Source organism: Burkholderia sp. L27(2015) (assembly GCF_009765705.1).
In the GTDB taxonomy this organism is placed as follows: domain Bacteria; phylum Pseudomonadota; class Gammaproteobacteria; order Burkholderiales; family Burkholderiaceae; genus LMUX01.
The window spans coordinates 1,738,513-1,760,050 of sequence record NZ_LMUX01000021.1 but is presented as its reverse complement, the minus strand read 5'-3'; the positions used below and the strand labels follow the sequence as shown (position 1 = coordinate 1,760,050).

Here is a 21,538-nt window from a genome sequence, read left to right as displayed (position 1 = left end):
AGCTCCTAGACAACATACCGCGCTTCGGCACTACGCAGTGCCGCCAAACCAACCAGCGCATTGAAGTCGTTCGGCGAAACGAGTTCGGAGCCGATCAAGGCCTCGGTCGAACCAGTCGTCAAAATCGTTTGCAAGGTGTTCTGCATCGCTTTTGCCGCGGCAAGAATCAACGCCGTGGGAAAAATCACCAGCGGCACACCCAGCTCATGCAGCTCGGCTGGTGGCAGCATCGGCATGGTCAGGCTCTCTGCGTTGAGATAGGCCAGCGGCCCGGGTGAGCGGCGGATCAGGTCGTGCGCCATGGCGCGATCGTACGGACCCAGCACCATAAGCAGGTCGGCGCCCGCTTCGCGATAGCGGCCCAACCGATCGAGCGCAGCGCTTGCGCCTTCGGACGCCAGTGCATCGGTACGCGCAATGATCAAGAGATTCGGATCGCTACGCGCGTCGACCGCCGCCTTGATTTTGCCTACCATGGCATCGGTCGAAATCAACAGCTTGCCCGGCATCGAGCCGCACTTCTTGGGCAGGTCCTGATCCTCGAGCTGCAAAGCGGCGACGCCGGCGCGCTCCAAACCGCGCACGGTGCGAATGACATTCAAGGCGTTGCCGTATCCCGTATCGGCATCGGCGACCACGGGCAGATTGGTGGCGTCGGCGATCTGTTCGAGCCGGGCCGCAACTTCCGAGAAACTGAGCAGGCCCAGGTCCGGTTTGCCATAAGTGCCTTCGATGGCATAACCTGAAACATACACAGCCTTGAAGCCGGCTTGTTCGATCAGCCTGGCGCCCAGCCCATCGCCGGTGCCCGGCGCAACGATACCCGCGCCCGGTGCGCGCAAGGCCGCAGCAAACGCGGCACGTGTCTCATTGATGGTAGCGATGATGGTCTCCCCGCAGTTGAAGAGCCGAACTGTGACGTGAGACGCCACAGTCGCTCTCGTTTTAAACACCTTAGGTCGGCGCCACACTATTGTCAACAATATTGTTGATTGTAAAATTAACAATATTGCTCACTATCATGCTAGACTGGCTTTCACCGTAGGACCGATCTCTCAGACCAATCTCATGAGTCGATCGACTCTGCCTACGCTTGCGGCGCCCAACACTTACGACCTATGCAAAAAAAGGTAGCTATCGAGGACAGCGCGGTCAGCTCTTCCGATCCCGAGGACGCGCCCCGGCTGGACCAGATCATCGACACATTGCGCAAGCGAATTTCGCGTGGGCAGATCGCGCCAGGCACGCAATTACAGGAAATTGCGCTGGCGCTCGAATTCGGCGTGTCGCGCCCGCGCATCCGCGATGCGCTGCTGTCGCTGCAGCAACGCGGCTTGGTCGAGCGGCAACGCAATCACAGTGCAGTCGTGGCCAAACTCGACCTGAAACGCGTGTTCGAAACGCTCGACGTCCGGGAAAATCTGGAGGGCCTGTGTGTGCGGCTCGCTACGCAGAACCGCCCCCCCGAATCATGGCAATATCTGGTCGACCTGTTTCACGGCCCCATGGAACGCTATGCGCGAGAAAACGACTTCGATTCGTATCTGGCGGAAATCGAAAATTTCCGCGTGGCTGTAGTCGAGGCCACCGATAACAGCGTCCTCGTCGAGATGCTCGATGCACTGCGCGACCGAACCCGCGCGATCGTCGACCGCACGACGATGCTGCCCGGGCGCATCGAACTCGGCCTCAAGGAGCTTCAGCTTGTGGTCGACGCAATGCGGCGCGGCGACGCCGTAGAGGCCGAGCGCTTGCGACGCGCCAACATCGCAAGCCAGCGCGACTTCGTGCGCCGCTTCCAAAACTATATTCTCTGACTTCGATATCACGCCACTTGCGAGGACACACCCGATGTTCCAACCGCCGGCAATCATTGAAACAGAAGTTTTCGCATCGGTACCCGAGCGCTATCGCAAAGCCGGCCAGCGTTGCAACTGGGGCAATGTCAACAATGGCGGCAGACCCACCGATAGCTTCCTCGAAGGGCCTTCGTTCGACCGTGCCGGCAACCTGTATTGCACCGATATTCCCTATGGCCGCATCTTCCGCATCGATGCGCAAGGCAACTTCAGCCTGATCGCCGAATACGACGGCGAGCCCAACGGTTTGAAGATACATCGGGACGGCCGCATTTTCCTGGCCGACTACAAGAATGGCATCATGCTGCTCGACCCCGAGAGCGGAACGGTGAGCGAGGTCATCGGACGGCGCCACACCGAGTCGTTCAAGGGCGTCAACGATCTTGTGTTCGCCTCCAACGGCGACATGTACTTCACCGACCAAGGGCAGACCGGCCTGCACGACCCGACCGGCCGCGTATATCGATACACGGCCGGCGGGCAACTGCAATGTTTGCTCAACAACGTGCCCAGCCCCAATGGCATCTGCTTGAATGCGGCCGAGACGGTACTGTACGTGGCGGTTACCCGCGCGAACAGCGTATGGCGCGCGCCGTTGATGGCCGACGGCACCGTGTCCAAGGTCGGGGCGTTTGTCTATATGAATGGCGGCGCCGGGCCGGACGGCATGGCGATGGATGTCGAAGACAACCTCGCGGTGGCTCATGCCGGCCTGGGCGGCGCCTGGCTATACAGCAAGCAGGGATTGACGCTTGCGTTCGTACGTTCGTGCAAAGGCGACTTCACCACGAACATCGCGTTCGGCGGCGCGGATAACAAAAGTCTCTACATGACCGAGTCGAGCAGCGGTTGCATCTTGAAAGCGCAACTGCCGTTCGCCGGAAGAGCGATGTATTCGCACGCCGCCTGAACTCAGCTCGGCTCAGCTCGGCTCAGCTCGGATTACCCGGCGATGTGGCCAGTTGCGGTTTGTCGCGAGACGCTCTCGTATCGCCCAGCCAACTGGCGACCAGCCCACCCAGTATTCCGCCTACGATAGGCGCCAGCCAAAACAACCACAGTTGATGAATGTAGGGGCCGCCGGCGAACAGCGCCGGCCCGGTGCTGCGTGCCGGGTTGACGGAGGTATTGGTCACCGGGATGGAGATCAAATGGATCAGCGTCAATGCAAAGCCGATCGCAATCGGCGCGAATCCACCCGGTGCGTTCGCGGCCGTCGAACCCATGATGACCATGAGGAAGAAGAAGGTCGCTACGACTTCCATGATCAGACATGAGGCCAAACTGTATTTCCCAGGACTAAGATCGCCGTAACCGTTGGACGCGAAGCCGCCGATTTCAAACCCGGGCTTGCCGCTCGCGATCAGATAGAGAACCGCCGCTGCGGCGATTGCGCCGAGGACCTGAGCAACGATGTACGGGACGATATACGTGGCCGGGATGCGTCGCCCGGCCCAGAGACCTATCGTGACAGCAGGGTTGAAATGGCCGCCGGAGATGGGACCGACGGCATAAGCCATCGTCAGCACCGTCAGCCCGAAAGCCAGCGCAACTCCGGCGAAACCGATGCCGAGTCCGGGAAAGGCCGCGGCGAGTACCGCGCTGCCGCAACCGCCGAAAGTTAGCCAAAAAGTGCCGAAGAATTCGGCCGTCGCTCGTTTTAGCATAATCATCTCCTTGTCCGTCGTTGGCAAGAGTTTTGCCCCAGTTCGCACACCGAAGTAGCACAAACAAATCTACACCATTCTTATGACAGTTGTAGAACTTTTAGATGACAAGTATCGCTTTTACGGAATAGACAGGGCCGGCATCATTCCATAGACTCTAGCGTCGCTCTTTGAGTGGCCACCGGCGAAACGCCAACACGTTCGTCGGGGTAGAACACGCGATTGGATGTACGCGATGCATCCGACGTATCCAAAATAAAAAAGCTGGAGACACCCTTGAATATCCGCACCTTTAGATTGAGATCCTGCACATCGTCTGCTCTTGTATCAGCAATTCTTGCATCGTCTGTATATGCATCTTCCCTGCTCATGCCCACCGCTGCTCACGCTGCCAACGGCATTTCCGATGGCGTAGTGAAGATCGGGGTACTGACCGACTTGTCCGGCGTATCCAGCGATAACGCCGGCAAAGGCTCCATCGTCGCGGCGCAAATGGCGATCGACGATTTCTCGAAAGATCACAAGATTCTCGGCGCACCGATCGTACTGATTTCGGCCGACTCTCAAGGCAAAACGGATATCGGCGCGAGCGTCGCGCGCGAATGGTTCGATCGTCAGAACGTCGACATGATCACCGACCTGACGTTTTCCAACGTCGCCCTGGCCGTGGATCGCATCGCCGACGAAAAACATAAGCTGGCGCTGGTGACAGGCGCCGGCTCATCGGCAATCAGCAACGAGCAATGCACGGCGCACAGCATCCAGTGGATGTACGACACCTACGCGCTAGCCAATTCGACGGCCGGGGCGCTGATGAAAAAGAACCTCAAGACGTGGTATTTCATCACCGCCGACTATGCGTTCGGCCACGCGCTCGAAAAGGACGCCAGCGAGATCGTCGTGCGTGACGGCGGCCGGGTGCTGGGTTCCGTTCACCACCCCGTCAATTCGCCCGACCAATCGTCTTATCTGCTGCAGGCTCAATCGTCCGGTGCGCAGGTCATCGCGCTGGCGAACTCGGGTACCGATACGCTGAACACGGTCAAGCAGGCGGCTCAATTCAACATGATCCAGCAAGGCAAGCAGGTTTTCACGCCGCTGCTGTCGTTGATCACCGAAATCCACGGCATGGGCCTCAAGAACGCTCAGGGCATGATGCTTACGAACGGTTTCTACTGGGATCGCGATGATCGTTCGCGCGCGTTCGGGCAGCGCTTCTTTGCGATCCATCATCGCATGCCGACCATGATGCAGGCGGCGGTGTATTCAGCGGTGTTGAATTACCTGAAGGCGATTCAGGCCACCGGCACCGACGACTCCGATGCCGTGGTCGCGCAGCTAAAATCCGCGGAAATCAACGATGACGTGATACGCCACGGGCATATCCGTGCCGATGGAAAGCTGGTGCACGACATGTATCTGGTACAGGTAAAGACGCCGGAAGAATCGAAAGGCGAATGGGATCTGTATAAGGTCGTCGAAACGGTGCCGGGCGACCAGGCGTTCGCACCGCTGTCCGGTTCCAAGTGCGCACTCGTGACGCACTAAAGCAGATCACGCAGGCGCCATCGCATCGGAGTGCTTCGCGTCCGGTCTCGGCGCCTCGTCCCAGCTTGGTAAGCTTGTCGCCCGATCGCAGGCAATGCGTCCCGAGATGAAGCCGTTTAGGAAACCGCTTGCGTTCTCGTTTATTGCATTCTATGATCATCTAATGCAATCCAAGCGGGAGACTGACATGGCCGATCCCTTACGTGTTTACTGGCAGCCGGGCTGTTCGAGCTGCGTCAAGGTCAAGGAATTTCTCGCGCGGCTGGACGTGCCGTTCGTGTCCGTCAACATCCTCGATGAGCCGGAAGCGCGCCAGGAGTTGGTCGCGCGCGGTGTGCGCAGCGTGCCGGTATTGATACGCGGGGAAGAGATGATATTCGCGCAATCGCTCAAGGACGTTGCCGCGTTCGTCGGCAAAAGCGTGCACGACATGCGTCTACCTGCCGCGGAACTGATGAGCCGCTGGAGGTATTTCCTCGCGACCGCGCGTGGCCTGATCGCGCAGATCCCGCCCGGGCATCTGGAAACCCGTCCGATCGCCAAGCGCGATCGCTCGGTGTGCCAACTCAGTTATCACATCTTCCAGATCCCCGACAGTTTCCTGCAGGCAGTCGAGAGCGGACTCAAAGATACGCGCGACGTCAGCAATGCCATGCTCGATCACCTGAAAACTGTTCCCGACCTGCTGAACTATGCGGACAGCGTCATCGCGCGTCATGATCGTTGGTGGGCCGCGCAGGACGACAAGACCTGTGGGTTTCGCATGCACACGTACTACGGCGAGCAAGATGCGGACCAAGTCATCGAACGCAGCACATGGCATTCGGCGCAACACACGCGGCAACTCGACTATGTGCTCGGCAGTGAAGTGAGCGGCTTGCATGGCCGGCTCGATACGGCGAAGTTCGACGGACTGCCGATGCCTGATGGTCTGTGGCAGTGACGCGTTGCTGCGAATGATGACAGTCGAAATTGTGCCGGCTAAATTGTGGCAGCAGAGCAGCACGACCTGACAGAGCTGAAACCCAGCATGACTGAAACTCAACTAACGCCGTTGCAGGCACGCGTTGCGCGCGAGATCGTCGCTCTCGTGCGGCACGACGATCTCGCGTGCGGCGAACGCCTGATCGAATCCGCGCTCGCCGCACGTATCGGCACGTCGCGTTCCCCCGTGAACGTGGCGTTGCGCCATCTCGGCCAAATCGGTGTGCTGCGCTACGACATCAACCGCGGGTATTCGATGGCGCAGCATGCGCGCGAACTCGCGAGCGTGGCGGCACGCTTTTCGGCCACGCCCAGCGACCCGCTATACCTGAAGATCGCGCAGGACAGGCTGGCCCGCGAGTTGCCCGACATTGTCGCGGAAGGCGATCTGATCCGACGTTACGCAGCGCCACGCAGTGCGCTGCTACGGGTATTGTCGGTGATCCAGGAAGAAGGCTGGATCGAGCGGCAGGTCGGTCACAGTTGGCGCTTCATGCCGATGATCGATTCGCTTAAAGCATATGAGGAAAGTTATCTGTTTCGCGCGGCGATCGAACCGACCGGCATCCTGTCGCCGTCATTTCGATGCGACCCGCATGCGCTCGCGCAATTGCGGCGGCGGCAGCAGTTCATTCTCGACGGCGGTTACTTGAACATGACGCCCATCGAGCTGTTCGAAGCGAATTGCGAGTTTCATGAAACGCTCGCCGGCTGGTCGGACAATCGTTTCATCGCGCAGTCGGTGCGCCGCATCCATCGGATGCGCCGGCTCATCGAGTATCGGCAGGATCGTCCGCGCGAGCCGCGCGAGCCGCGCGGGCGCGATGCGCGCGACCACCTCACAATCCTCGCGGCAATCGAAGCGCAAGATCTTGAGGGCGCGGCCGCGCTCATCAAGGAGCACATCGAATCGGCGCGCCATGACACGGCGCATACGCGCAATGCGTTTCCCGGTTAAGACCCGCGCTTGGGATCCGCTTAAGACAGTCGGCCCGCCTTCCTTAAATTTCGTCAAAAGCCTTCATGCAGCATATTTGCAATGTTCCGCTCCCGACTCGGCGTGCTTCATATTAGACTGAGGAAGACGCTACCGTGCAGCATCCCTAGCTGCACTGCGCATCAATCAAGGAGAGAGTCATGAGCATTCTGTTGATTGGCGCGACCGGGCGGACGGGTCGATTGGTGGCCGAAAAATTACATGCCGCAGCCATTCCATTCTGTCCGTTGATACGCAACGCCGCAAAGCGCGACGAGTTCGAGCGGCTCGGTGCCCGGCCGATCATTGCGGACCTGGCGGGAGATTTCTCGAACGCATTCGTTGGCATGCGTACGGTCATTTATGCCGCCGGTTCCGCAGAAACCGAAGGCGCCGAGCAGGAACGCCTGATCGACCGCGACGCGCTTATCAAGTCAGTGGATTACGCGAAGCAACACGGCGCAGCCCATTTTGTCGTGATCAGCGTGTTGCTGGCGTACCAGCCGGAACGCTCGCCGCAAGCGCTGCGCCATTACACGCAAATGAAGCGCGAATCGGACGACTATGTCATGGCTAGCGGGCTCGATTACCTCGTACTGCGTCCGGGCACGCTGACGATGGAACCGGGCGTTGGCTCCATCCAGATCATGTCGGACGTAGAGTCTTCGCGCGCCCCTGTCGCACGCGAAGATGTGGCCGACGTCGTGCTCGCGGCTCTCAAGGCCGGCATGGCAAACAAGGTGATTGGCTTTGCCGGCGGAAGCGTGCCTATCGACGACGCATTAGCCACGCTGTAGACCCGCGGGTCAGGCGACCGCGATGGGATCGAGTACAAACACAGTGCGCTCGGCGAGGTCGTTGATCTTCGAGATGTAATTCTTGAAGTGCGGCGTTTCGCGATGCGTCGCGACAGCCGCAATGTCGGTGTATAGCTCGTCGAGCACAAAGCGGCTCGGATCAGCCTGGTCCCGCCAGATGTCCCAGCGCAGGTTGCCCGGCTCAGCCCGGCAGGGTTCACGCATGCCGTCGAGCAGCATCTTCAGTTCATCAGTCTTGCCGGCCCTGGCGGCGAGGATTGCCGTAAGTTTGACGCGATTGGTCATAGTGCAATTCCTTTATGGTTGCTGTTTATGATTGTCGTTTGTTGTTACTCTCACGGATTATTGCACGACACTGCCCAACCTGATCCACCGCCATCTTGCCGATGACTCGGGCACGAATGGCTCCGTGACGATGAAATGAGGATGAACATGCAGTTGACGACAAAAATCTTGACGGCATTCAATCGCCAGAGCAGGTGGTCGGAAGGTCATATCTTCGCCTTCACGCCGGAACAGATCGGCATCGTCGAAGGCATCCGGGCTTGCGTCGCCGTCGCGGTCATGTTGATCGCCGACCTTCAATTGCATATGCCGGACCTCGCTTTCGGTGCCGTCGCGGCGTTTTGGACGTGTCTGTGCGATCCGGGCGGACCTAATCGATCCCGCATCAAGGTCTTGGCGACTTACGCGGTGGGTTCGACGCTTACCCTTTCCATTGCCGCCTATTGTGCCCACTGGGGGATCGTGGCGGGCGGCGTGGCCCTTTTCGTGTTGGTCTTGCTTTGCGGGCTTACCCGTTCCTATCGCCCGACGTTCGGCCCAATGCCTACGCCGACCGCGCTCATCGCAGCGATCGCCGTTGTGATTGGCGTAACGACCCCGCGCTCCGCCGTTGGCGCCTTGGAACTCGCCGGCAGCTTCCTGCTGGGGGCTGTTTGGGCCATGGTGTTGTGCATCTTCATCTGGCGTACCGATCCTCGAGCACCCGCCCGCCGTGCCCTGCAGGCCATCTTCGCCAGGCTTGAAGACATGGCGCTAAGCCTGCAACAGCTCGATGCGGGCGCGCATGCCGATGCCGAGCAATGGTCGGAATTGAATGGCGACCACCGCCGCGCCGTGCGCCTCTCCATCGAGCGCGGCCGAGAGGTCGTCGCTCGCCTGGCAGGCGGCCGCGCGCGCCTCGGCCAAAGCATCGATGCGGCGGGCCGCGCTTATGCCGCGTTGATGGCGCTCAGCCACTACCGGGCCGGCAGCCCGCATCCCTTCGATGCGTCTGTCGAACGCCCGCTGCTCGAAGGCTTGCGCCGGCTTCTCCATCAGGTGGCCCATCAATCGGACAAACTTGTGCCCAGCCCCGAACCTCTGCTGGGGGAAGGCGCAGCGCTTCTGGACGAAGCGGGAAAGCAGCAAGGCGTCGTGGCACACGCGATCGCTGTCGCGACGCACGCGCTGGTCGCACTCGCGCGCCACTGGCAGGAGCCGGAACCGCAGGAACACGCGAGCGAGGCGGCGGCTGCCGCGGCGGGACAGTCGAGCTTCGACGTCCCGGCCATCGTATGGCGTCAGGCTCTCAGGGTGGCCATCGCTGTCACGGTCTCCTATACGCTCGGCGCTTGCTTCGATGTGTCGTTTTCCTACTGGGGGACGATCGCGGCGCTCGTGATCATGCAGCCGTTGGGCGCCAATACTTGGCTCAGGGTCGTCGAGCGCGCGGTGGGCACCATTATCGGCGGCGTGCTCACGGCAATCCTGATCGCGCGCCTGTCGAGCCCGTTGGAGATGCTCCTCTTCATCGCGCCGCTGTCGGCGGCCGTCATCGCGCTGCGCCTCGTGAACTACGGCCTGTTCATGATCTTCCTGACGCCCATGTTCGTTCTCGTGTCCGACTTCATTCATCCGGCCAGCAGCCTGATCTCCTCCCGCGCCATCAACGAGATCATCGGTGCCTGCATAGGCCTGGCGGGAAGCCTGCTCCTGTGGCCTGAGAAGCAGGATGACGCGCTTTCCGACGCCGTGTTGGCGGCGCTGTCGGCAAATATGGCTTTTGCGTCTGGGATGCTGCGTGCCGAAACAGATGCCTCGGCTCGTCTCGATCCGCTTCGTCGCGAAGCCGGCTTGACCAGCACGCGTGCTGAAATCGCCCGGCAACGCACACTGCTGCAAGGGCATTCGCAGGCGGCCCATCTCGATCGTATCCGCGGGATACTGGTCGCGCTGCGCACCATATGCGGGGCCACCAATGTCCTGGCGATCACGCGGCAATTCGAGCCCGTGGAGTACTGCGGGGCGCAAGCCGATCGCTACGATGCGTTGACCGAGCTTTTGCGAGCGGCGTTTAAGGGGGACGACAAGGGAAGCGAAAACGGAAACGATAAGGAAAACGACAGCGCAAGGGCAGCGATAGGTTCACTCGACCTTCAGGGACAAGATTATCTGAGTCAGGCTGTCCACAACCTGGTGCTCGCGATCCAGGACTATGCCGCCGACGCACATAGGATGAGCGAGTCGGCCGGCCAGCGCACATAATCCCTGAGACCCAAGCCGATCCTGGCTCACTCTGCAGGTTTCCCATCGAGCGTCTTGTAGTCTATGTAACCTTCCGCTCCCCCACCGTAGAAGGTCTCTTGATTAGGCTCGGTCAGCGGCGCATCGCGGCACAAGCGCCTGACCAAATCCGGGTTGCCGATGAACGGTCTGCCAAAGGAGACCATGTCCACGCGTCCCGACGCGAGAGCGTCGATGGCCATCTGCCTGCTGTAGCTGTTGTTGGCAATGTATTTGCCGCCGAACGCGGCATGCAGCGCTTTGAAATCGAATGCATCAGCCGCATTGTCGCCGCGAGTCTGCCCTTCGATGCAGTGCACATACGCCAGACCCAATTTGCCCAGACGTTGGGCGTAAAAATCGTACGTGCTCTGCGAATTGCTGTCCAGCGGTGTGTCACCCGCTGATCGCGTAAGCGGCGAGAGCCGTACGCCCACCCGGTCCGGTCCCCAGATTTGCGCGACGGCCGTGATCACTTCCACGGGAAAGCGCGTGCGATTCTCCACCGAGCCGCCGTACTCGTCGGTGCGTTTGTTGGTGCTATCGCGTACGAACTGATCGAGCAAGTAACAGTTCGCCGAATGTACCTCGACGCCATCGAAGCCGGCTTCCTGAGCACGCCGCGCTGCATTCTTGTAATCTTCGATCAGACCCGGGATCTCGTCGGTCTCGAGCGCGCGTGGCATCGATGGACGTGCCCGCTTGCCCGTTTCCAGGAAGACGGTTTCTCCCGCCTGAATCGCGGAGGGCGCCACCGGCGCCGCACCATTTTCCTGCAAGTCAACGTGGGAGATTCGGCCAACGTGCCAAAGCTGGCAGACGATCTTGCCGCCGGCCGCGTGCACCGCATCGGTCACGGGCCGCCACGCGTTGACGTGGGCCTCGGTATAAATGCCGGGCGTGAACGCGTAGCCGCGTCCTTGCCGGGAGATGTTGGTGGCTTCAGTGATGATCAGGCCGGCCGTGGCCCGCTGACGATAGTATTCGACGGCGAGTGCCGAGTGCACGCCGTTTTTGTCGGCGCGCGAACGCGTCAGCGGAGCCATGGCGATCCGGTTGGCTACATCGATTGAACCAATTTTCGTGCGAGAGAACAGGGCAGATTCCTTCGTCGTTGGCATGATAACCGCTCCTTGATACGGGTTGATCTCCCATCCGAAGAGCGCTGCACACGACAGCACGCATGGGAGAATACTGTTGCTCTCCATATTGCGGCGACGGGTTATTCGATCTGTAGATCGTCCTCCATGACGTAAGCGCCCTGGTCCGATAGCCGATTTAAAAGGCTAGCAGACGCACTCAAAAAAGTCTTGTTAATCGTTGCGGTTATCCGAAGTTGAACCGACCCTCCTTAGTACACTCCTTATGACCCTGCGCTGATCCGCACCGCTCCCAGCGCTCTCGCCAACCGACTCACACCGTCGGTATCGAACGCCGCGTGCAACGGCGCAAGCAATGACTCGGCTGCGTCTTCGCCAATCGCAAACGACGCCAACGAGCGATACTTACGCTCGATCTCTTCGAGCGACATGGTGTTTTCCGGCATGCCTTTCGAATAATCGACGCGCTGCGTGAAACTGCGGCCATCGGTCAGGTAGATCGTGACCTTACCCGCGTAGAGTTCCGGATACACAGCGTCCATCTCATCGTCGAACACCACACTGGTGCGCTCGGCCAGATCGCAGACGTCACGGTCCTTGATCCGTTGCTCGGTGAATTGCTCGAGATAAACGCTGCGATCGGCGAGCGCCACGGCAACGTCGTAGCGTATGCTCATCTGCGCGTTGAGCACCGTAGTCGGGTGGTACACGAAGCCGGTTTGCTTCGTAACGACATGCCCCAGGCCCAGCTCCACGCGCGCAATATCGGCAAGCGTCAGCGACTCGCGTTGCGCGATCAACAGCGCGGCGTCGATGCACGAGTGATTGCTGCCGCAGCAGGCGTAGGGTTTGAAGCATGTGCCCAATGTGCGCCAGTCACTTCCGAGCCCGCGGCCGATTTCCGCAGGCCGAGCCTCGTCGGACATTGCGCTCAGGAAACCCCCATCTTCGGCTTCGAGCATCATGCGCGGCCCGTGGTAACCACGCTTGGCTAATAGCGCCGCCATCAAGCCGCTCTGTGCCGAGCGGCCCGGGTGGAAACGCTTGCTCATCGCGCCATCCGAGTTGAACGCCCACGTGCCCGCCGATTGCGTGCCGGCCAGACCCAGTGCACTGGCGGTCGCCGCTTCATCCAGCCCCAGCAGAACCGCCCCAGCCGCCGCCGCGCCAAACGTGCCTGTCGTGCCCGTCAAATGCCAGCCGCGCATACGCGCCGCGCTCGGGTTGGACGCGAGGCTTACGCGTGTCATCACCTCATAGCCTGCCGCAATCGCAGTCAACAATTGCTGCCCGCTCGCACCGGTGCGTTCGGCCAAAGCCAGCGCCGCCGGTATGACCACCGCACCGGGGTGTATCTTGGCCCGGCTGTGATCGTCGAAGTCGAACGAGTGGACGGCCGTGCCATGCGCGAGCGCAGCGTTCAGCGCGCTCGTGCTGGCGCCGCCGGTCGCCCAGAGCGCAGCCTCCGGGCGAGTCCCGCCCTCCTCCCGCGCAAACTCCTGCATCATGCGCCCCCACTCAGTGGTGAGACCGTGCAGCCCACAACCCACCGCGTCAACCAGAGCCTTTTTGAGCACGTCGCCCACATCGTTCGGTACATCGCGTGCGGTTAGTCCCGCTACAAATTGTGCAAGAAGCCGTGTTTCTGACATCGCGTCTATTCCTCCGGGAAAGGCGCTCGCGAGCATCGGCCGCGAGCGGTCGGTCGATCGTTATTGCGGAACAATGCCCGCCTGTTTGCTCAGCGCTCCCCAATTCGCGACCTCGCTTTTCAGGAAGTCGCCGAATTGAGGCGGTGTGGTGATCTTGGGCGCGAGCCCCAGGTTCGCGTAGGTCTGGACCAGGCTCGGATCCCTGAGCGCGGCCGAGAGCGCCGATGAGAGCCGGCGGGTCACGTCGGCCGGCATCTTCGCCGGACCGGCAAGCCCAAACCACACGATCAATTCGTAGCCGGGCGCCCCCGATTCATCGATAGTCTGGATATCGGGCACCAGCGGGAAGCGATCCTTCGTCGTTACGCCCAGCGCTTTCAACGTACCCGCCTTGATCTGCGGCAATGCCGGCGACAGGTCGACAAACATCACGTTGACCCGCCCACCCATCACATCGGTCATCGCTTGCGGTGAGCCGGGGTAAGGCACCGGCACACCCTTCAAGTTACCCATGTACATCAATTTTGCCCCGGCCAGTTGGGCGCTGCCGGAGCCATATCCATACGTGAGCTTGCCCGGATTCGCACGCGCGTAGCTGAACATCCCGGCGGTGTCCTTGGCCGGAAAATCGGGCGCCGCAACGAGCACCAGCGGCGAATCGGCAACCATCCCGATCGGCGTGAAATCCTTGAGCGGATCGTAGGGCAGATGCTGGAACGCGCCGACGTTGCTCGCACCGGTCGTCACGCCCACCAGCAACAGTGTGTAGCCGTCGGCCGCGGCGTGGGTCACCGTCGTGACGCCAATAATGCCTTGTGCACCAGGCTTGTTGTCGATGTAAATCGACTGGTGTAACTGCTTGGACATTTCCTCGGCAAGCTTGCGGGCAACATTGTCGGTACCGCTGCCGGCCGGAAACGGCACGACCAGACGGATCGGATGATCAGGGTATTCCGCGTGGGCAGCCAGCGAAAACAAGAGAGCGAACAACAGCAGGATGCGGAGTTTAATAGACCTCATTTTCGTAGGACTCCTTTTATATCGTTGGTGTTTCTATGCAGAGTATGTGCAATAGCCTCGTGGTGCAATGTAAGGTGCGCGAAAGCGCACGAAAGTGCATCCCGGGCTCTCCATCGATCAAGGCATCGCGAGCGCCACGGTGCTGTATCTGGTGTACCGGTTCAGGCTCAAATAGCACCCCGAGGAAATCAGCAAGGCGCACATCATGAAAATGAATCCGCCATTAAACGAGCCTGTGCTGTTCACAACGAAGCCGACAACGATAGGCGCGAAAAATCCGCCGATCTGGCCACCGGTACTGATGAAGCCGACAAACGCGGCGCGTTCCGGCGCCGGCGCCAAGTCGAGCGCAATCGAGCCATACGGTCCGAAGCCGCCATACAGGAAGAACGCCGCGCAGCACAGGCCGATCATGCAGGGGCCGATGTCGCTCGCGCTGTAAGCCAGATACAGCGACAAGGCGGCGAGCGCATAACCCACGCCGACCAGTTGCCCGCGATAGCGGTAAAAGGTATGGCTGCCGAGCCACCCGAACACTAGAAGCCCGAAGAAGCCGAACACATAGGGGATGGAGGCGGCATAGCCTAGCGTCTTCAAATCGATGTGCCGCGCCATCGCCAGGTAGCCGGGCATCCATCCAAGGAAGCCCCAAAAGCCGACATTGAAGGTCAGATAAGCGATGAACAACAGCCACGTGCTTGGGCGCCTCAGCAGCGCTTTCCAGCCTATCTTGTGCGTTTCCTCGACCGAGTCGGCGCGCACCAGACCACGCTTGTCGTTAGGCAGCACGTACCACAACAGCAGCGCCATCGCGAAGCCGGGCAGCGCGAAGATCAGGAACAGGTTTTCCCAGCCGGTGCGACCCAGCACCCACACCGCGAGCGGCGCGACGCAGGCCGGCCCCAGCGCGAGCGCGGTATTCCAGTAACCCGCCGCCTTGGCGCGCTCCTTGGACGAGAAGTTGTCGCCGATGATCTTGTAGAACGACGCGTTGGACGAACCCTCCGAGAGTCCGAAGCACAGACGCACGGCGATCAGCGCCTCGACCGTATGCACCATCCCGGTGAGCCCGGTGAAGATGGACCAGACCAGCGGCGCGCAAACCAGCAAGGTCTTCGCGCCGAAGCGATCGGCAAGAAAGCCGCCCGGCATCTGCATGAAGGCATAACCCAGCGTGAACGCCGCAAGGATCAAGCCGAATGAGCCGGCGTCGATCGACAGCGACTTCATCATGGTCGGACCGGCAACGGAAATGTTGACGCGGTCCAGATAATTAACGAATTGCAGCAGCCATATAAAAAAAATCAGCTTGTAACGTGAACTCATTGTCTTCTCCATGGAGAGCCTGATGCCGGCTTGACGCCGGTCGATGTGTGGCTGTGGCTCGCTTGTATTCCCCGCTTTTATCGTCCGCGGCTATTCGCGCTCACGAATTGCTCCGGTATTTTTCCTCCAGCCCATCGTAAAAGCCTTTGTTCACCAGGCGTTGCCGCTCGGCGAACGGTGTAACCAATGCCGGGTCCTCATCGAGCCGGCCGTTCTTCTTGAGCGTCGACAGCGCGCGATTCATACCGGCAACCGCGCCTTGCAACGCGGCGTTCGCGTACAGGACCAACGAGAAACCCATCTGGGCCAATACACTGGCGTCAAAGGTAGGCGACTTGCCACCGATGACAATGTTCATCAACAGCGGCCGGTCCAGCAAAGTGGGAATCCGGCGTATCTGCTCCTCTTGTTCGACCGCCTCGACGAACAGGATGTCGGCGCCCGCCTCGCCCATGCGCTGCGCCCGCTCGATCGCCGCGTCGAAACCATGCACGGCGGCGGCGTCGGTGCGGCCGATAATGAGCAAGTTGCTGTCCTTGCGCGCATCGACAGCGGCCTTGATCTTCGATTCCATATCAGCGATATCGATTACATCCTTGCCGGCGAAGTGCCCGCACTTCTTCGGGAAGATCTGGTCCTCGAGCTGTATCGCGTCGGCGCCGGCACGTTCGAGCACTTGCACGGTGCGGTAGGTGTTCACCGCGTTGCCGAAGCCGGTGTCGGCGTCGACGATCACGGGGATGTCCACGACGTCGCGAATGCGCGCGGTATGTTCGGCGATTTCATGCAAGCCCACGAAGGAAAGGTCGGGCATGCCGAAATACATATTGGTCACGCCGGCGCCCGTGACATACACGGCTTCGAAGCCGTTCTCCGCCACCGTGCGCGCGCTCATCGCATTGAAAGCGCCTGGGACTACCAAGCCGCGTCGCTGCTCGACCGCACGGCGCAATACTTCTTTTGTTGAACTCATCGTTTCGTCTTTATAAATGCGCCGGTCGCGATATCCGTCGATCGGCGGGACTAAGGAAGGCGCACCTCACGCACGCCCGCTTTCGGGTTAAAACGTTTGCATGGAGCGGACCGTGGCCACCCCGGCCTCATGCCACCAACGAGCGCAGCACATACTGCAAGATCCCCCCATGCCGGCAGTACGCCGACTCGATGGGCGTATCGACTCGCAACGTCAACGCGGCAGCCTGTTGCGTGCCGTCCGAACGCCGAATCACCAGCCGTACCGCTTGTCGTGGCGTGAACTCGCTGTCCACCCCTTCGATGTCGAAACGCTCGCTGCCGTCGATACCGAGGCTGTCGACGCTCTCACCGGCCGCGAATTGCAGTGGCAAGATGCCCATGCCGATCAGGTTCGAACGATGGATGCGCTCGAAACTGCGCGCCACCACCGCACGCACGCCCAGCAGCGCCGGCCCTTTGGCGGCCCAGTCACGCGACGATCCCGTGCCATACTCCTCACCCGCAAAGACCACGCACGCGACACCTTGCGCCAGATACTGCTGCGCGGCGGCGTACAGCGTCATTTGCGCGCCGCTGGGCTGATGCACCGCGTAGCCGCCCTCGAGCGGCCGGCCATCGGGTAAAGGTGGGCACATCCGGTTACGCAAGCGGATATTGGAAAACGTGGCGCGTGCCATGACGTGATAGTTGCCGCGCCGCGCGCCCAGAATGTTGAAATCGGCCACAGCCACGCCCTGTTCCTGCAGCCACTGCCCCGCCGGGCTGTCGGGTCGGATGGCATTGACGGGGCTGACATGGTCGGTGGTAATCGAGTCGCCGAGAATCGCCAGCGCACGCGCGTCGCGGATAGGCCGTGGCGGGCTGGGTTCGAGCTCGGCATCGTCGAGGAATGGCGGCTTCGCGATGTAGGTGGATTGCGGCCACGTATAAGCCGCCCACGACGGCGTCGGGATGGCTTCCCACCCTTCATCCCCCGTCAGGACGTCGGCGTAAATACGCCGCGCCGCCTGGGGATCTTCAGCGTAATGCAGGAGCTCACGCACCTCCGCGTCGCTGGGCCAGATATCGCGCAACCATACCGGGCCGTCAGCAGCGGTGCCGATGGGATCACGGTCGGTGTCGATGCGCACGCTACCCGCTAGCGCGAACGCAACCACCAGCGGCGGACTCATCAGATAGTTCGCTCGCAGGTTCGGATGGATACGTGCTTCGAAATTGCGATTGCCCGACAGCACCGCTGCGCAAACCAAATCGTAGGCGACGACGGTGCTTTCAATCGTGCTTGACAAGGGTCCCACATTGCCCGAGCAGGCCGCGCAACCGTACGCGTCGGGACTGAACCCGAGTTGAGCAAGATACGGCGCGAGGCCAGCGCGTTCGAGATAATCGGTTACCAGCCGCGAACCCGGCGCCATCGTGGTCTTGATCCGCGGATCGACACGCAAGCCCTTTTGCACCGCCTTGCGGGCCAGCAAACCAGCAGCCAACATGACCGAAGGGTTCGAGGTATTGGTGCACGAGGTGATCGCGGCCAACAATACGTCGCCGTGTCCGATCGTGGCGTCGGCGCGCTGCACATCGTAGCCCGCGCGCTTGTCCAGCTCTTGCGCATCACGACCGTAGCCGCCTTGCTGCGCAGGTGCCGCAAACGCTTGCTCGAAGCTGCTCCCCAAGCGATTCAAGTCGATCCGGTCCTGGGGTCGCTTCGGCCCGGCAACGCTGGGAACCAGCGCCGCGAGATCGATCTGTACGACGCGCGAGTAACGGCAATCGCCGGCCTGAGGCATGCCGAACATTTGCTGCTCGCAGTAATAGCGCGTGAACAGCTCGATCTGATGCTTCGTACGTCCGCACTGACGCAGGTAGTCGACCGTCCTGTCGTCCACCGGAAAAAAACCCATCGTCGCGCCGTACTCGGGTGCCATATTCGCAATCGTGGCCCGGTCCGGCACCGCCAACGCAGCCGCGCCCGCACCGAAGAATTCGACAAAGGTGCCCACGACTTTCTCGTCACGCAGTCGCGCCGTAATCGTAAGCGCCGCGTCGGTGGCTGTGACACCGGCAGGCAGCGCGCCCAGCAATTCGACGCCGACCACGTCCGGTGTCAGGAAATAAATCGGTTGGCCCAGCATCGCCGCTTCGGCCTCGATGCCGCCCACGCCCCAGCCCACCACGCCGATGCCATTGATCATGGTCGTATGCGAATCGGCGCCCACGAGGGTATCGGGGAAGACCACCGAGCCCGCATGGCGTAGACCCTGCGCGAGGTATTCGAGGTTGATCTGGTGAACGATGCCGCGGCCCGTGGGCATCACCTCGATGGACTTGAACGCCTGGCCGCCCCACTTCAAGAACGCATAGCGCTCGGCATTTCTCGACAGTTCGAGTTCGAGGTTCTTGCGCAGCGCGTCCGGGCTCGCCGCGTGATCGATCTGCACCGAGTGATCGACTATCAAGGTCACCGGCACTATGGGCTCGACTCGCCTCGGGTCACGTCCCCAGCGTTGAGCGGCGTCGCGCATCGCCGCCAGGTCGGTCAGCAGCGGCACGCCGGTGTAGTCCTGCAGCACGACGCGTGCGACTACGAACGGGATCTCCGCGGTACGTGGGGCATTGGGTTCCCAGCCTGCCAGTTGTTCGATGTGCGTCGCGTCGACGCGGTGGCCGTCGCAATTGCGCAGCAGCGATTCGAGCACGACGCGCAAGCAGTGCGGCAGCGACGAGACCGCCGGGTAACGCTCAGTGAGCGTAGCCAACGAATAGATTTCGACGGGTTCGCCGTTCGGCACTTCGAGTCGCTGACGGGCATGCAGGGTGGTATGAGGACCGGCTTGGGTCACATCGTCTCCTTTATAGAGCGGCTTCGTGTGTTCGGTGGCAGGCCAACAGCTCGCCTCGCCAACGCCGCAGTGATTTTTCATGAAACGTGCAATCTCCATGCCATGACCGAAACGCAGCAAACGGCGGCGAACCGCCGCCCTGCGACGGGCTCGACATGGGCCAACCCCGGGCCAACCCCGGGGTCAACCCCGCTTGACGGAAACGTTTCATACGTATCAAATTGAACACATGAAACATAAGAAACCCTCCGATGAAACGTCGGGCCAGCCGCGCGATGTGAACGCGACCGAGTTGCCTTCCATCCTCGCGGTGGGTTTCAGCAAGCTCGGCGGGCGCTTTCGGGACGTCGCGATGACGCTGGAGAGCGAAGCGCGCATACGCGTGCTGGCCAAAGGCTTCGACGATGCCATGAGCGACATCCATGCATTGAGCGAAGATCAGATCGACGTGATCGTCAGCGCCGGCGCAAACGGCACCTACATCAAGAACCACACCGACTTCCCGACCGTGCTGATCAATGTGACCGGCAGCGATCTGTTGTACGCGGTGTCGAAGGCGCGCCTGATCTCCCCGACGGTAGGCGTGGTCGCACACGGCCATATCCTTCCCGAGCTGCTGCAATTGAAAGCGGCGTTCGGGCTGGACCTGCCGTGTAGCACCTACGTGACCAATGACGACGCCGAATCGGCCGTGCTCGCGTTGCGGCGGCAAGGCGTGGAGGTCATCGTCGGACCAGGCTCCGTGACGACGATCGCCGAACAGTACGGGATGGCCGGTGTGCTGCTGTACTCGGACGCCTCGATCCGCAATGCCTTCCTGACCGCGATCGATATGGCACGCACACGGCGCGCCGAACTGCGCAAACGCGCCTTCATGGACGGCATCTTGCGCAATCTGCGCGACGGCATACTCGCGCTCGATGCCGACGGCCGGATCCAGTCGATCAACGCCGCGATGTTCGCGGTGCTGGGTGCCAAGCAACAAAAGCTGGTGGGCCTGGCCCCCGCGCAGGCCTTCCCCCAGGTGCCCTGGCACAACTTGATCAGCGACGGTGTGCGTGCTGCGGACATCGAAGCCATTATCTCGATCGGCGCGCAATCGTATCTGGCGCATAACCGGCCGCTGCTCGATCCGAGCGGTGTCGCGGGCCGCCTGATCACGTTCACCGAGACGAGCCAGTTGCAGCGCATGGAACGTTCGGTACGTTCGACCAATACGCCGCGGCAATTGCGAGCGCGTTACGTACTGGCCGACCTGATACATGATTCGCCGGCGTTGCGGCGCGTCAAGGAATACGCGACGCAATATGCGCAGTCCGATGCAACCGTGCTGGTCACGGGAGAAAGCGGCACCGGCAAAGAGCTGGTCGCGCAAGGCATACACAATGCGGGCACGCGCTGCGATTATCCTTTTGTCGCCGTCAACTGCGGTGGTCTGAGCGAAAGCCTGCTGGAAAGCGAATTGTTCGGCTACGAGGACGGCACATTTACCGGGGCGCGGCGTGGCGGCAAGATCGGACTCATCGAAGCGGCCCATCACGGCACCTTGTTCCTCGACGAGATCGGCGAAATGCCGGTGGTATTGCAGACTCGGCTGCTGAGGGTGATCCAGGAACGTCAGATCGTGCGGGTCGGCGCAATCGAGCCGACGCCGGTCGACATCCGCGTTATCGCCGCGACGCACCGCGATTTGCGTCAGGAAGTGGCGGCTGGGCGCTTTCGTGAAGATCTGTTCTATCGATTGAATATCCTCAGGTTGTCGCTGCCCCCGCTGCGGGACCGACGCGAGGATATCTGGCCCGCCCTGGCTCGCATGCTCGACGAGTTGCTCGGCGCAACCGATGGCCCACGCTGCCTGAACCACGTGCTGGCGCCTTGGCGCGCGGCACTGCTGGCCTACCGCTGGCCTGGCAATGTGCGCGAACTGCGCAATGTAGCGATGCGCATCGCTGCCCATGTTCGCGTGCCCTCCAAAGATATGCCCTTGCCCGTGCCGGATATGCGGGAAATCATTCCGGAAATTTTCACGGCGCCGTTCGAGCCGGCAGCTCTCCCGAGCGAGCTGTTCAAACGCGCACCCGACTTCGCGGAAATCCTCGCCGCGCTCGACGAAGCCGGTGGCAATCGCGAGCAAGCGTGCCGCCGCCTGGGAATTAGCCGCTCCACCCTGTGGCGGAAGCTGCGCGAATTTCGCATCGATAGCGATGCTCAAACGCCGGGCTAAAT

18 protein-coding genes are annotated in these 21,538 nt (G+C 61.2%); 8 read left to right on the top strand and 10 right to left on the bottom strand.

The window, feature by feature from the left end; all coding sequences use genetic code 11:
- Positions 1-5: 5 nt before the first annotated feature.
- On the bottom strand, positions 6-932 hold the full coding sequence (locus tag GSQ77_RS26260) for an oxaloacetate decarboxylase (RefSeq protein ID WP_216854945.1): 927 nt from the start codon (positions 930-932) through the stop codon (positions 6-8).
- Between the two features lie 186 nt (positions 933-1,118).
- Here GSQ77_RS26260 and GSQ77_RS26255 point away from each other — a divergent pair, with 186 nt between their 5' ends.
- Together GSQ77_RS26255 and GSQ77_RS26250 are read left to right on the top strand one after the other, a co-directional pair.
- Positions 1,119-1,817 (top strand): GntR family transcriptional regulator, encoded by a 699-nt coding sequence (locus GSQ77_RS26255; protein WP_158906299.1) that lies wholly within the window; start codon positions 1,119-1,121, stop codon positions 1,815-1,817.
- Positions 1,818-1,851: 34 nt separating this feature from the next.
- On the top strand, positions 1,852-2,769 hold the full coding sequence (locus tag GSQ77_RS26250) for an SMP-30/gluconolactonase/LRE family protein (RefSeq protein ID WP_158906297.1): 918 nt from the start codon (positions 1,852-1,854) through the stop codon (positions 2,767-2,769).
- A gap of 22 nt (positions 2,770-2,791) precedes the next feature.
- Here the strand turns inward: GSQ77_RS26250 and aqpZ are convergent, their stop codons facing one another.
- Together aqpZ and GSQ77_RS26240 are read right to left on the bottom strand one after the other, a co-directional pair.
- Complete coding sequence (gene aqpZ, locus GSQ77_RS26245) at positions 2,792-3,526, bottom strand: aquaporin Z (RefSeq protein WP_158906295.1); 735 nt, start codon at positions 3,524-3,526, stop codon at positions 2,792-2,794.
- Between the two features lie 143 nt (positions 3,527-3,669).
- Entirely contained in the window at positions 3,670-3,897 is a 228-nt protein-coding gene (locus tag GSQ77_RS26240; RefSeq protein ID WP_158906293.1) for a hypothetical protein, read from the bottom strand.
- On the opposite strand from GSQ77_RS26240, the gene GSQ77_RS26235 reads away from it, so the two are divergent.
- From GSQ77_RS26235 to GSQ77_RS26220, 4 genes are all read left to right on the top strand, one after another.
- Entirely contained in the window at positions 3,896-5,074 is a 1,179-nt protein-coding gene (locus GSQ77_RS26235; protein ID WP_158906291.1) for an ABC transporter substrate-binding protein, read from the top strand. The genes GSQ77_RS26240 and GSQ77_RS26235 overlap by 2 nt on opposite strands.
- Positions 5,075-5,261: 187 nt before the next feature.
- Positions 5,262-6,017: a glutaredoxin gene (locus tag GSQ77_RS26230; protein WP_158906289.1), complete on the top strand. Its 756-nt coding sequence runs from the start codon at positions 5,262-5,264 to the stop codon at positions 6,015-6,017.
- Positions 6,018-6,104: 87 nt separating this feature from the next.
- Entirely contained in the window at positions 6,105-7,016 is a 912-nt protein-coding gene (locus tag GSQ77_RS26225) for a GntR family transcriptional regulator (protein WP_158906287.1), read from the top strand.
- Between the two features lie 179 nt (positions 7,017-7,195).
- On the top strand, positions 7,196-7,831 hold the full coding sequence (locus tag GSQ77_RS26220) for an SDR family oxidoreductase (protein ID WP_158906285.1): 636 nt from the start codon (positions 7,196-7,198) through the stop codon (positions 7,829-7,831).
- Between the two features lie 9 nt (positions 7,832-7,840).
- Here the strand turns inward: GSQ77_RS26220 and GSQ77_RS26215 are convergent, their stop codons facing one another.
- Positions 7,841-8,137 (bottom strand): putative quinol monooxygenase, encoded by a 297-nt coding sequence (locus tag GSQ77_RS26215; protein WP_158906283.1) that lies wholly within the window; start codon positions 8,135-8,137, stop codon positions 7,841-7,843.
- A gap of 141 nt (positions 8,138-8,278) precedes the next feature.
- Between GSQ77_RS26215 and GSQ77_RS26210 the strand changes: the two genes are divergently transcribed.
- A complete protein-coding gene (locus tag GSQ77_RS26210; RefSeq protein ID WP_158906281.1) occupies positions 8,279-10,381 on the top strand; it encodes an FUSC family protein in 2,103 nt (700 codons plus the stop codon).
- Positions 10,382-10,407: 26 nt separating this feature from the next.
- Here the strand turns inward: GSQ77_RS26210 and GSQ77_RS26205 are convergent, their stop codons facing one another.
- The 6 genes from GSQ77_RS26205 to acnA form a co-directional block, all read right to left on the bottom strand.
- Positions 10,408-11,520, bottom strand: a complete 1,113-nt coding sequence (locus GSQ77_RS26205) for an alkene reductase (RefSeq protein ID WP_158906279.1) — start codon at positions 11,518-11,520, stop codon at positions 10,408-10,410.
- A gap of 242 nt (positions 11,521-11,762) precedes the next feature.
- Positions 11,763-13,151, bottom strand: a complete 1,389-nt coding sequence (locus GSQ77_RS26200; RefSeq protein ID WP_158906276.1) for an MmgE/PrpD family protein — start codon at positions 13,149-13,151, stop codon at positions 11,763-11,765.
- A 60-nt stretch (positions 13,152-13,211) separates the two neighbouring features.
- Positions 13,212-14,171 carry a tripartite tricarboxylate transporter substrate binding protein gene (locus tag GSQ77_RS26195; protein WP_158906274.1) on the bottom strand — a complete coding sequence of 320 codons (960 nt, stop codon included), beginning with the start codon at positions 14,169-14,171 and terminating at the stop codon, positions 13,212-13,214.
- A gap of 117 nt (positions 14,172-14,288) precedes the next feature.
- A complete protein-coding gene (locus GSQ77_RS26190) occupies positions 14,289-15,497 on the bottom strand; it encodes an MFS transporter (protein ID WP_158906272.1) in 1,209 nt (402 codons plus the stop codon).
- A gap of 100 nt (positions 15,498-15,597) precedes the next feature.
- Positions 15,598-16,470 carry an oxaloacetate decarboxylase gene (locus GSQ77_RS26185; protein WP_158906270.1) on the bottom strand — a complete coding sequence of 291 codons (873 nt, stop codon included), beginning with the start codon at positions 16,468-16,470 and terminating at the stop codon, positions 15,598-15,600.
- A gap of 127 nt (positions 16,471-16,597) precedes the next feature.
- Positions 16,598-19,393 (bottom strand): aconitate hydratase AcnA, encoded by a 2,796-nt coding sequence (gene acnA, locus GSQ77_RS26180; RefSeq protein WP_158906268.1) that lies wholly within the window; start codon positions 19,391-19,393, stop codon positions 16,598-16,600.
- A gap of 148 nt (positions 19,394-19,541) precedes the next feature.
- On the opposite strand from acnA, the gene prpR reads away from it, so the two are divergent.
- A complete protein-coding gene (prpR, locus tag GSQ77_RS26175) occupies positions 19,542-21,536 on the top strand; it encodes a propionate catabolism operon regulatory protein PrpR (RefSeq protein WP_158906266.1) in 1,995 nt (664 codons plus the stop codon).
- The last annotated feature ends 2 nt before the right edge of the window (positions 21,537-21,538 follow it).